A 12690-nucleotide genomic window follows, 5' to 3' on the forward strand; every position below is an offset into this window, starting at 1 on the left:
ATATTACTGAGGGAAGGTGCATATTTTCATTGATATGTAAATATGCACCTTTTCTATTGTATATGCAATTTAATAAAGTTAATTTGAGTTTCTGTAACGTTCATATATGAAGTAATTCTTTAAAAAAGGAAGTGATTTATTATACAAATTCAAGCTGTGAAAATACCAAAGAATATTGAAAGTCATTTGTTTAAGCAACTTAGTAACTTGGTTTCAAATGAGAAGAAAGAACGAATGAAGCGTTTATTAAATTCATGCGACGTTAATAGGACCCTAATAGGGGATTTACTAATCCGATCTCTAATCTGCCAAAAGTATAAAATTAATAATGAAGAAATTAGATTTAAATATAATGAGTATGGAAAACCTTTTGTTGAAAATTTTTCTGACTTTCATTTTAATCTGTCACATTCAGGAGAATGGGTGGTTTGTACTACTGCTAATTTTAATGTGGGTATTGATATAGAAAAGATTTCAGAGATAGAGGCTCTTAAATTAGCAAAAGAATTTTTTTCAGCGGATGAATTTTATGATATATCTAATATGAATTCTGATGAACAAATTAATTGTTTTTTTGATTTATGGACATTAAAAGAAAGCTATATAAAAACGATTGGAAAAGGGCTTTATACCCCATTAAATTCATTCTCTATAAAAAAAGAATCACGAACTTTAATTTCATACAAGAATATACCTAAAAACTTTTACTTTAAACAATATAACATTGATCCAAATTATAAGTTATCTGCTTGTGCAACAAGGGATGAATTTCCGCAAGAGATAATAATTAAAGACATTTATGCAATTTGCCAAAATATATACAAATTTGAAAGTAAGGAGAAAATCAATGCAGAAGACTAAATTTTTTTGCTTTCCACATGCTGGGGGATCTGCGTTTAGTTACGCAAAATGGAAAAATCACTTTAATCCATATATTGAGGTAGTCCCGATAGAGTTAGCTGGTAGAGGATATAGAATTGAAGAAAACTTGTACCAAAGTATGGAAGAGGCAGTAAATGATGTCTACAATAAAATAGTTATGCAGATAGATGATTCGCCCTACATTCTATTCGGGCATAGCATGGGAAGTTTGATCGCCTATGAAGTAGCCAGAAAAATACAGGATTCTAATAACGAATTACCTGAATTTCTTGTTTTGTCCGGTAGAAACCATCCAAATAGTAAAATAAAAAATATCCGATATAATCTTTCTAACGAACAATTTAAAAGAGAAGTTATTGCAATGGGAGGTACGCCATCTGGGGTACTTCAATCAGAAGAATTAATGGAGATTTTTCTCCCTATTCTAAGAGCAGATTTTAAAATCGTTGAGACGTATATTCATGACAAAAATACACAACCATGTGATATTGATTTTCTTATATTTAATGGGGAAAATGATGAATTTACTACATATGATCAAGTAATAAAATGGGAACGATACACAAGTAAAACGTGTACTTTTCATTCTTTTGAAGGTAATCATTTCTTTCTAAATGAAAATATTGAAGAAATAGCAAATAGTATTAAAAGAAAGTTAGATTCTAAAAGATTATCAAATAGTTTTTAGAGTTTTATAAGTATGCTCATAGCTAAAAATATTAAAGGGTTTGAAGTATACACTTTTTGTGCAGATATGCATGGCAAAAAGACAATCGAGTACATTCGGTGGTCTTTTTCTATTTTTATGGAGTTTGTGGCGAAATGCTAGACTTGCTAGATTGTGGATCTAGTAGCCGTTGAATGTGCGGGTTCAAGTCCTGTCATTCCGACCACGAGGGGGTATAATTTAAGGGTAAAACAGGGGCCTCCAGAACCTCTGATGTGGGTTCAATTCCCGCCATCCACTTATACTTGTTCATTAAAAGGTTTCACAAACAATATGTAATACGTTATGGGTACTTACATAAATTTATTGATTTTCAGTTAAAAAAGTATTGTGCGATTATACACGTTATGTTACAGTAATGTTACTAAGTTGTTACATTGTATCATAAATGTTTCGGTATTATTTCTTGTTATTTCCGTAATGTTACAAAAACTATAAATATTGTTATGTGTATAGGAGTGTGTGTAGTAAAAAGTCTGAGTTGAAAGTACGTGCACACTTTAAATTTCCTTTTTGTCTGAATGAAGAAGACTACCAACTAATTAAGGGCTTTAAAGTAACCACTTTAAATAAAATGTGCTTCCTTTCCCACACACAATTGAGTACATATTTAAAGTACAGTCTAATTGCTACACAGACTCTTGTACATATAAACATTAAGGTGAAATAGAGATAAGAATTCATTACATAAAAAGCATTACCAAGCTAAACGTACAAAATATCATCTGTGCATTTTGATGAAATGTTAAAATGCCTAGATGATATTTTTTTTGAAGAATTCTTGGATATGTTTATGAATAACAATTTCTAATACTTAATGATTCTCTATTACTTAAATATCCAATAATTTATGTGATTGGATTTATAGGGTGTATGTACATTCACTTATATAGGGAAAATGAGGTTTTTCATATGAAGTATAGTTATAAAGTTTTTATATTTATTTGGACAATTATTTTATTGTTTTTTTTACTTTATTATGGTTACAGTACAATTTCCGACAAGGAGCAAATGCCAGTTATAACAATCAAACAATAAAAATAAGAAATACTACAAAAGCAAAACATAATAAAAATAGATACCCGAAAATGTTTAAGAACAGGAACAATTACATGCATAAACAACCTTACGATTTCCATGCATACCCCACGTCATTTGGGCAATAGGGGAAAAGTATTATTATTTGGCGTGCGCAATCTTCCATCACTAGTAGAAACGGAAAGTTCCGTATACCTGCTGAAGGAGGAAGATGTCTACCTGCCAGGGGGCGGATCTATTCAGCATCTAGAAATATTGGAATTAAAAGTGTAGAAAACAAATAGTGAAAAGGGAACATATCTTGTGTTTCCTTTTTTATTCTTGTAGATAAGTCTGGGGAGAAAACGGGGATTTCTGCACGTAACATAGATCTCATCGGTATACTAATTGTGTTTTACGTATAGCTGGGAGTTGGTGTGATGGTATTTGCAATGGATGTGAGATTCCGTCATTCTTTTCATGAAATTGAGCCATTAGACATTCCAAATATATTGTTTCCGAGTCAGTGCAGGAAATTGTATCAAGTGATTGGAATCGGCATTCAAGAAGAATTCCGCAATCCCTATGTCATTATAAAAGAGCAACATGGTTCCGTTACATTCCGATTACCAGAAGAATTATCAACATGGGTGCAGAACAAATTATTACTTGTTAAAGGGGGCCAGTTTGTTTCCATACTGCATTTCAGTTAGCCATGCGAAGTTTTGTGCCATTTTTTGATCTCGGATATAAAAAGAATAGTCTGTCAGGTTAGGTGAGGTGAGGAGATGCCACCTCTGACTTTCACATCATACGTAGGATGTGGTGTAACTTGAATCAATTCAGATTTATGATTCTGAATAAACATTCTAACCTTTTCAAACTTGTTAATTACGGGCTGTATCTCCATTTTAAACCGATCATAAGGATATGTTTTATTTTTATTGTAATACCTATCCAGTTCAATCAACTCTGACACTGCTGTATCAAATTCACTCTTTACTTCAGGATTTACTTTTTGCAACCATTCTTTTGCATAAGAGCGGAATGAAGATTTATAAAACAAATTCATATCAAAACCAGCTAATGTGAGTGGCTTTCCTTTTTCTTTTTGTTCTTTCATATAGGTAAATAATTGTTCAAGTTCCTCAGTTTTCCATACAGAGTATAAGGATTGTTTCATCGCTTCTGTAGCGGTTGAGTTATCAAAATTTTGCTGAACAGCTGCTGCTTCCCAAAGCCCTGTTTCAAATGCAATCACATCATATTCCAGGTGTAACAGCTTGAGAGGAAGTGCTGGAAGACGGGATCCCTAAGAAAGCAAAAAAACTAGGTGTGAAATAATCAGTTATTTATGATGGTGGATTCTCCTAGGTGGAGGGTTCGCCGTTTTTTATTATATGTTATGTTGTGGTTTTTATATAAAGCATATTGAAAAGATGGATTAAATCTTCTGGAATGATGTCTCCATAATTAATAACTTGTACAATAACCTTTCAATTATCACTAAATCCATTCATATCAACAAGTTGTCCCATATATCCCTTTGTAGCAATATCTTTTAAAGTACGCTAAAAAATACCCTTTATTTTATCTTTATCTTATCTTTACCTTATCTTTAAATTTTTATATTAAACTTAAAACCTTAAAGTATTGATGTTTGAGTCTAAAAAGGGCGGGAGATAGATGTTCATTACATAGTTTGTAAATAACCAATTACCTTTGAAAAATTAAATTTTTTATACGAGGAGGAATATATGAAGGATACAAGTAAAAAACAAATTATAAAAGTGTTCCTTATTAGTATTTTAGGCTTAGGAATAATACTTGGAATGCTATATTTTAATCATAAAACCAATATTCAAAAAAATAAAGCGCTAGCCACCGAAAAACGTGTATTGCAATATGAATCTACCTTGAAAAAAGAATTAGAAAAATATAATTTAGGAGAGAAAACAGCAGTTTTATTAGGAATTATGTACCAAGAGAGTAGAGGTGAGGGAAACGATCCTATGCAGTCATCCGAATCACTTGGATTAAAGCCAAATGAAATTCAAGAGACAAGCTTGAGCATTGAACAAGGGGTAAAACACTTTGCTAAAATGTACAAATATGGAACGGACAAGGATGTTAGCATGGATACAATTATTCAAAGCTATAATATGGGGCCAGGTTATATTGATTTTGTTGCTAGTCAAGAAGTTAAACAACACTCGGAGGATTCAGCCAAAAAGTTTTCTAAGATGAAAGTTGATCAAAATCCAGCGATGTATACTTGTGGTGGAAATAAAAATAATTTTAGGTATCCATATTGTTATGGTGATTTCACATATGCCACAAAGGTAAATGAAAAAACAAAACTTATTGAAGAACTTCTTCGAAATGTACATAGCTCTTCTAAATAAGTTGCAGAATGAAATATAATGATACCGTCAGTTAATAATAATAATAGCTAAGAAAAAACTACTTCCTTTCTTAATTCACATAATTTTCAAAAATAAATCCTGTGGATGTTAATATTTGTTATATAATATATTTGTCAAAGCATTACCCCTAAAGTTTCTACAGTCAATCTGTAAGATAGTTTGTTTGGCTCGTATATTCACCTTAAACTAAAAAGAACTTGTAGAGAGTCCTACAAGTTCTTTTTGTTTTAAGGGTTAAATGTGGATTTAAAATATAGTTGCAATTTTTTGAGGGGGAAAAGTAAATGTTTATAAAAACAGAAAGATTATTAATACGGAAATTTGAATTCAAAGATTGGCAAGCTGTTCATGAGTATACATCAGATATCAATGTTATGAAATACATACCTGAAGGGGTTTTTACTGAAGAAAATACAAGAAACTTTGTGAATGAAAACATTGGTGAAAACGCTAAGAACTTTCCTGTAGTATTAATTCATAAAGATATTCTGATTGGTCATATAGTTTTTCATAAATATTTTGGTGAGCATACATATGAGATTGGTTGGGTGTTCAATCCTAAATATTTCAATAAAGGATATGCTTCTGAAGCAGCACAAGCTACATTGGAATATGGCTTTAAGGAAATGAAATTACATAGGATTATAGCTACATGTCAGCCACAAAATACCCCATCATATCGAGTAATGGAGAAGATTGGAATGAGAAGAGAAGGCTATTTCAGGAAGTGTATACCACATGGGAATGAATGGTGGGATGAATATTATTACGCTATTTTAGAAGAAGAGTAGTGTTTCAGAATGCATTATTTAAATTGACACTCTTATTCCTAAATAGGCAAGTTGACTATCTTTATTGGGGATTCTTGCTACTAAAGGCGAAGTTTATTTCCGGTATCGCTGACGTGCAAAACTTTGTATAATCTGATCTTATCTCTAAATCACAACTGTTACCCCATCACCATCAAGTTAAAGTTTCGTTTTATTTTGCTAACTTGATGGTGATGTGACGTAACCTTAATTATTTAAAAATTTTAAAAAGGCCCCTTAGTCATGTTAAAGGGACCTTGATCACGCAAATGATCTGTAAACCAATTCATTTTTGATATACAGATCATTTGTATAATAATTTTTATAAATAATTGCTAAATAGTGAATTTACATAAATGCTTTTAGTAGTTCTTGAATTAATGGGATTGCTCCACCTATAAATTTTAAAACTGCCATTGCGATTTCCATATTATTCTCTCCTCTTTTTCGTATTAAGATGTAATAAATCTTTATAACCTTATTATAGTAAGCGCTTACAATTATAACAATACATTTTCGTATGCAATATTGCATATTTATACATTAGATCTCTATTATTCATTTTTTAATGGTACTATAGCGAGGTGAGAGTCTTTAAGGGTTCTGCTTAATAGGAGGAAATATGGAAAGAGTGCAAGCGATTTACAGTAATCAAAAATTTAAGAGTTGGGTTAAACAGGTATTAGCTGTAGGAGGAGTAATAGGGTGCTGTTATTTGGTGTTATATGTTTTCTGTTTCTTAGTTATCATGTAAATAGTATACAACTAAACTAGTAGAGTCTTGCCTAGAAAGGTAAGGCTCTTTTATTGTAGTACCTGGAGATGAGCAAACTACATACAATATCTCTCAGGTTTTTCAGATCACTTTGTACGGTTTCTTGTTTAGAACACTAATTCCTATCATTGAAAACAGAATTCTATGGATAAAAAATATGTTTTTACTAGATACATATTAAAAAGACAAGCATAAATTATATTAGATTTTGACAAAGTCTTTTTGATTTCGAAAAGGATTTAAATCTTACTTATAGATTTGATTCCTTTTTATATAATATAATCCTTATATTGATACGTAAATATAATACAGTAATAATGATTTAAAAGCAAGAATTTTAGTAGCGGTACGTTCACACATCCATCAACTTAAGATTTTAAAGTAGCTCTTAAACAAAAAAATTCTTTTTTTAATTGATTAATAGTAAACAAGAAAGATTGGCAAATTAACAACTAAAGAGATTTATTCAGGTAAAATCTATCAAAAGGTCCTTTACAAAATTTATACATAATTCAATTGCAAAATAATGTAAAGATTATGCATTTTTGTAAAAGAAATTCATTGACACTTGTGTATATAAGTAACTATACTCGTTACATTAAATTGAATGCGTGATAATACGATTTTATTATTATTACAAACATGTAAATATAAAAATAGAAAATTTCAATTTGATAAATACAATGGTAGAGGTGTTTATTTTAATGAAGCATAAATTAATTGCAACAGGTATCCTTGCAGGAGTTATATTATCCTATTCTTCTAATATTTTAGCAGATACTCATAAATTCCCTGATGTTCCTACATGGGCTGATAAATCCGTTAACTATTTAGTTGATAAACAGGTATTAAATGGTTATCCAGATGGAACTTTTGGTTCAAATGATTCCTTAGACAGAGCTTCGGCTACAAAGATTATGACAAAAGTTTTAGGGATACAAATTGATCCTAATGCAAAACCATCTTTTACAGATTCACAAAATCACTGGGCTACTCCTTATATTGCTGCTGCTGAAAAAGCTGGTATTGTTAAAGGTGAAGGTAATGGAATCTTTAATCCATCCGGAAAAGTAACTCGTGCTGCTATGGCTACCATGCTAGTAAATGCATATAAACTACAAAGCACAGCAAATCATAACGAGCAGGTTAGATTTGAAGATTTAAAAGGGCATTGGGGAGAAAAACATGCCAATATTTTAATAGATTTAAAAATTTCTAATGGTACCGAGAACGGTTGGCAACCAAATAGATTTATAACACGTGCTGAAGCTGCTCAACTTACTGCAAAAACAGATATGTTACAACAAAATTTAAACGATGAAAAAGAGGTTATTACTGCTACCTCATATGAAGATTTAAATTTAACAGTGGCTTCGAAAATTACAGCTCAAGAGATTGATAGTTTTATTGCAAAATATCATTCAGATAGTCCCTTAGTTGGACATGGACAAGATTTTATCAATGCGCAAAATCAATATGGCGTGAGTGCGCATTATTTAGCGGCGCATGCGATTTTAGAATCTGGATACGGAAAATCAGAAATCGCATATCAAAAACATAATTTATTCGGTCTACGTGCATATGATGGAGATCCGTTTAAATATGCGAAATATTTACCAAGCTACGGCGATAGTATTGCTTATAACGCTAATTATGTACGAGAAAGATATTTAGAAGAAAGTGGTATGTATTATAACGGGTCAACATTAACTGGCATGAACGTGAAATATGCATCAGATAAAGGCTGGGCTAAGAAAATTGCGGGTATTATGGAACGTATTAAACCGTTTCGTGTAGAAGACTATACATATGCAAAAAAATTACCAAAGAATCCTGAAACATTAGATGTCGACGCGTTATCTAATGAAATTCCGTATAAAATGTATGCAGACGGTTCAAGCTCAAATGTTGTATCATCAGCTACTTACTATCAGGTACCTTATCCATTTAAATTAAAAATTAAAAGTAGACCAGATGTAGCTGTCGAGGAGAATAAAGTTGGTACAGTAACTCCTGGAACAACCATCTTTATTTATCGTGAAGATCCGAATGGATGGGTAGAATTCTCTTTTGAAGCTAATGGAGAAAAATATTGGACATTAAAAAATAAATTAAGTATGTAATTAAAAAGATCTATTTCACTAGTTTTAAAAGTATGGGATTGGACAATTGATTCTCTAGATTGGAAATACAATAAATTACCCGTTGATGTAGCAGCTGCAAAGATTATTCAAAATGTCTTAGCAGGTGCGACATCCGCATACTTTTTCGGGAAAATGTTGCGCAAAGTAGGTTCATTTTCAACACTATCTCCTGGTTCACCGTAATCTTCAATGATGTAATATTCCTTATCTTTAATGTATATATTGAATATACGAATATATTGTGTTATGATGTGAATTAGAAACTCGCGTGTTTCAAATACAACATTTTTATCTTTTTGATGACCTCTTATCTTTCCGTAAGAGGTCCTTTTTTATCCCTCCGTATTGCATAGCCGCTAAAATACTATGAAAAGATACTAGAGACTACTACAATGTGATATTCTCTAGTATTTTTTCTTTATCCATATTATCTATTGTTGGGTAATCGATGAATTATTAATTTTTCCGACAGCAAGCAAAGTTAGCATGTTTAATGCATAATCAGACGCCTGTAAATGAGCATTACTATTTAAATTTTTACCAGAGAGTAATTTAGTTAATTAGTAGAAAAAGGAAGGGGCCTATTTGGCTCCTTCCTTTTTCTCATACATACATAACGCTTGTTGACAACTTATGAAATAATAGCATTCATCGCTATTAAAATATAACATTAAAAGCAATTAATTAGATATGTAATTTTGCATATATTGTACTATTTCATGAATAGGAACAAAGCTATTTATCTCTTTCTGTATGAAGACAAATAGATTTAGGTTTACTTAAGGTAAGAAGACCTGATCATTGATTACTGGTTAAACCATATTTCTACGTATTTGAAACAAATTATTTTACTGGATTGCATGTTAAAGAGAGTGAGGGCTTTATGAAATGTAGGTTGTTCCTTGATTTCTTACTCGTGATTTTACTAGGAGGATGCATTGGAAAAGAAGTTACGTTATATACAATTTCAAAAGGGGATATTAGTCAGTGTATCCAAAGATGCGCTCCGTTTCCTGTTTCCTATCCTACTAAATTACCATTCCAAGCAAATTCCTTCTCTTTCAAACAATTCATCCATTGAATAAAGATAATTTGGCCATACGTATCGGAGGACATGAAACTTTCTTAATACGATTTGGAATATATTTCAATATACTTCCGATACTATAACAAATCGAAAATTTCTCTATTGGAGGTATATAATGGCATATCCATTTCGTAACTTAGTATTTGAAGGTGGCGGGGTAAAGGGAAGCGCTTATATAGGTGCCATCCGTGCACTAAATGAAGAAGGGATTTTACCAGGAATACAACGATTTGGGGGTACTTCAGCAGGAGCGATTACTGCATTACTTTTAGGTCTTTCTATTCCATTCGCAGATCTTGTAAAAATCCACAAAGACATGAATTTCAAAGCGTTTAAAGATGATGATTTTTCGATTGTACAAGATAACATTCGTTTATTTTTTGATGGTTTTGGTATCTATAAAGGGGATTTCTTCACTGAGTGGGTAGGAAAGATCGTTGAAAAGTGGACAGGGAGTAAGGACACAACTTTTCAGCAGTTGTATGACAAAACAGGAAAAGACGTGTTTTTCCAAGGAACAAACGTTTCTACACACCAGCTTCGTACGTTTTCTCGCGAAACGACACCTGATGTCCCGTTAGTAGTTGCTGTGCGGATTTCGATGTCCATCCCCATTCTTTTTTAAATCTGTGGAATGGGATAAAGATTATTATGTAGACGGAGGTGTACTCGATAACTACCCAATTCGTTTATTTGATCGGAAAAGTTTTGTGAATAAAGAAGAACACTTCACGACCACAGATACGATTGACTTTGAAAATTGGTTAGGGAAAATAGAAATAATGGAACATCTTTCACTCTTTTTTAAATCACCAATTGGAACAGATGAGAATGCTCTTGATTAACAATATCATATATTATTGGAATATATGAAGGATTTCGAAGGCAATGTGTAGTATTCGTGGTAAATTTAGAGTTAAAAAAATATGAATGTAGTATTCGGGCTAGATATCAGTATTAATATCCGGAATAGAGAATTAATTAGAAAGATTTAGTTAGAAAGTGATTCCAATGCACTTTATTTAATATAAAATGACCCCACTAATAGTTGAGGGGGCCATTATAAATTCTAGTGTTTTAAAGTTCATACTAGAAACCTCTAAATTTATGCTAATAAATGGGTTTTTTTTAAAAATTACTCAATTTTATTTCTGTTTTTTTACATTTTTCTCTTTCGTCATACTCAATGTAAGCTATATGACCATCGGGGCGAATTAAAATGACAACTATATTTTTTAACTGAGAATCCTGTATTTCACCTACAACCACCTTTATGTGCGAATCAATGTTCATTTTATCTATTTCTTCTTTATAAGAAGGAGGTATTAATAAAATATATTTACCATCTTGCATCAATTCAAAGAGTTTATGAGTTTTCTTATTTTGAGAAGAAATAGTAAGATTTGTGCATCTTTTCCCTATCAATGGATGCCTTTCTTTCGTATGCATAGAGGAATATATAACCCCTAAGCCACTTACTCTTTTAGCTAAATCTTGATTTACCTCTGGGTATGTGAGTAAATGCGAGAATAATTCTCTTAATTCTATACCTGCATTTGAAAAGTTTATCATTAATTGTTCTTGTGCTTGTACTTCCTTGAAAAATTGTCTTCCCACAGCATGTCGTTCAATATGATAACTTTCTAATAGGCTTTCATATTTTTTTTGTTTTATAGCGAGTCCCAATTTCCATCCTAAATTAAAAGCGTCTTGTAGGCCTACATTCAAACCTTGTCCTCCTGCAGGGAAATGAATATGTGCTGCATCACCTGCCAAGAATATACGCTTATGTTGATAAGTATTTGCTAGTTTGGTTGCATTTCCAAAACGAGAAAGCCATATTGAGCTTTTAATTTGAATATGTTCACCTGTAATACTATAAATACTATCTATAAGCTCTTTTTCTGTGACAGCAACATGAACAGGTATCGTCTGATTCTTAGGATCTACAATTGCAAAACGAAATACATTAGGTGCAATAGGTACCATCATTATTATCCCATTTATATTAGATGTAGATAAAAATGGGTTATCTGGTACATCTTCTAAAATGACATCGCCTAATATAGCAGTAATTGTTGTATCTGTTCCATTAAACGGTATATGTGATAACTCACGAACTACGCTTCTTGCTCCATCAGCGCCTACTACATATGGAACTTCTATTTCATATATTGTTTCTCTTTGCTCTATTTCTAGTTGTACGAATGTATCATACTGTTTTAAATTTTTTAAAGTATGACCACGTTTAATGTTTACACCTAATTCCAATGCACGCTCTTCTAATATTTCTTCTGTAATAGATTGGGGAATAAAAAGAGTATATGGAAAATCAGTATCTAAATTTTTAAAGTTTAATCTTGTATCTAGGGCAGCAAAATGGCTTGTATCTGATTTCTTCCCTCTAGATAAAAATCGATTTTCAATACCTCTCATAGCCATTAATTCTAAGGAGCGGGGGTGAAGTGTGAGTGCTCTAGAATTTCTTATCCGATTTAATCTTCTCTCTAAAACGACAACTTTTACACCTTGAATAGCTAATTCACATGCTGTCATAAGTCCAACTGGACCACCACCAATTACCGCTACATCATAATAATTTTCCATTTCATGCCCTCCATTTATTTTCGTAATTAAGAGCTAATGCAAAAATGTGTACAATAATAAATTTGTAAACGATATTTATTGTACGTATATAATTATACTTCATTTTAGTTTCTTTGGAAACTAAAATGAAGTACCCTTGGAATATTCCTTATAACCAGCATCCAATTTAACAGTTATTTCATTCCTTTTATTTCCATGAAGTTTAGAAAAGCATAT

At 31.7% G+C, this 12690-nt stretch carries 8 protein-coding genes and 4 pseudogenes; 8 read left to right on the top strand and 4 right to left on the bottom strand.

Annotated features, from left to right (window positions below; genetic code table 11):
* Positions 1 to 156 precede the first annotated feature (156 nt).
* The 3 genes from ACS2QP_RS19280 to ACS2QP_RS19290 all read left to right on the top strand — a co-directional run bounded on the left by ACS2QP_RS19280 (position 157) and on the right by ACS2QP_RS19290 (position 3339).
* A complete protein-coding gene (locus ACS2QP_RS19280) occupies positions 157 to 861 on the top strand; it encodes a 4'-phosphopantetheinyl transferase family protein (protein WP_000701216.1) in 705 nt (234 codons plus the stop codon).
* On the top strand, positions 848 to 1570 hold the full coding sequence (locus tag ACS2QP_RS19285; RefSeq protein WP_153582528.1) for a thioesterase II family protein: 723 nt from the start codon (positions 848 to 850) through the stop codon (positions 1568 to 1570). Before ACS2QP_RS19280 ends, ACS2QP_RS19285 begins: the two co-directional genes overlap by 14 nt.
* A 1496-nt stretch (positions 1571 to 3066) precedes the next feature.
* The gene (locus tag ACS2QP_RS19290) at positions 3067 to 3339 is read left to right on the top strand and encodes a hypothetical protein (protein WP_002178056.1); all 273 of its coding nucleotides are present in this window, start codon (positions 3067 to 3069) and stop codon (positions 3337 to 3339) included.
* Here ACS2QP_RS19290 and ACS2QP_RS19295 read toward each other — a convergent pair.
* Positions 3313 to 3914 (bottom strand): annotated as a pseudogene (locus ACS2QP_RS19295) (erythromycin esterase family protein); the annotation flags it as partial. The gene ACS2QP_RS19290 and the pseudogene ACS2QP_RS19295 overlap by 27 nt on opposite strands.
* Positions 3915 to 4383: 469 nt before the next feature.
* On the opposite strand from ACS2QP_RS19295, the gene ACS2QP_RS19300 reads away from it, so the two are divergent.
* Together ACS2QP_RS19300 and ACS2QP_RS19305 are read left to right on the top strand one after the other, a co-directional pair.
* Entirely contained in the window at positions 4384 to 5031 is a 648-nt protein-coding gene (locus tag ACS2QP_RS19300; RefSeq protein ID WP_063536381.1) for a lysozyme family protein, read from the top strand.
* Positions 5032 to 5336: 305 nt separating this feature from the next.
* Positions 5337 to 5843 (top strand): GNAT family N-acetyltransferase, encoded by a 507-nt coding sequence (locus ACS2QP_RS19305; RefSeq protein ID WP_000470150.1) that lies wholly within the window; start codon positions 5337 to 5339, stop codon positions 5841 to 5843.
* Between the two features lie 366 nt (positions 5844 to 6209).
* Here ACS2QP_RS19305 and ACS2QP_RS19310 read toward each other — a convergent pair whose 3' ends face one another.
* Positions 6210 to 6395 carry a hypothetical protein gene (locus ACS2QP_RS19310; RefSeq protein ID WP_001987408.1) on the bottom strand — a complete coding sequence of 62 codons (186 nt, stop codon included), beginning with the start codon at positions 6393 to 6395 and terminating at the stop codon, positions 6210 to 6212.
* Between the two features lie 945 nt (positions 6396 to 7340).
* On the opposite strand from ACS2QP_RS19310, the gene ACS2QP_RS19315 reads away from it, so the two are divergent.
* Together ACS2QP_RS19315 and ACS2QP_RS19320 are read left to right on the top strand one after the other, a co-directional pair.
* Positions 7341 to 8759, top strand: a complete 1419-nt coding sequence (locus ACS2QP_RS19315) for an S-layer homology domain-containing protein (RefSeq protein ID WP_332283241.1) — start codon at positions 7341 to 7343, stop codon at positions 8757 to 8759.
* 24 nt (positions 8760 to 8783) lie between these two features.
* A pseudogene (locus tag ACS2QP_RS19320) lies at positions 8784 to 8897 on the top strand (polysaccharide deacetylase); the annotation flags it as partial.
* Here ACS2QP_RS19320 and ACS2QP_RS19325 read toward each other — a convergent pair.
* Positions 8885 to 8992, bottom strand: a pseudogene (locus ACS2QP_RS19325) (peptidase M56); the annotation flags it as partial. The pseudogenes ACS2QP_RS19320 and ACS2QP_RS19325 sit on opposite strands and share 13 nt — an antisense overlap.
* Positions 8993 to 9982: 990 nt before the next feature.
* On the opposite strand from ACS2QP_RS19325, the pseudogene ACS2QP_RS19330 reads away from it, so the two are divergent.
* Positions 9983 to 10712, top strand: a pseudogene (locus ACS2QP_RS19330) (patatin-like phospholipase family protein).
* A gap of 283 nt (positions 10713 to 10995) precedes the next feature.
* Here the strand turns inward: ACS2QP_RS19330 and ACS2QP_RS19335 are convergent.
* Positions 10996 to 12474: an FAD-dependent oxidoreductase gene (locus ACS2QP_RS19335; protein ID WP_332283239.1), complete on the bottom strand. Its 1479-nt coding sequence runs from the start codon at positions 12472 to 12474 to the stop codon at positions 10996 to 10998.
* Positions 12475 to 12690: the final 216 nt, after the last annotated feature.

It is taken from the genome of Bacillus cereus group sp. Bce019, assembly GCF_051781745.1.
GTDB lineage: Bacteria > Bacillota > Bacilli > Bacillales > Bacillaceae_G > Bacillus_A > Bacillus_A cereus.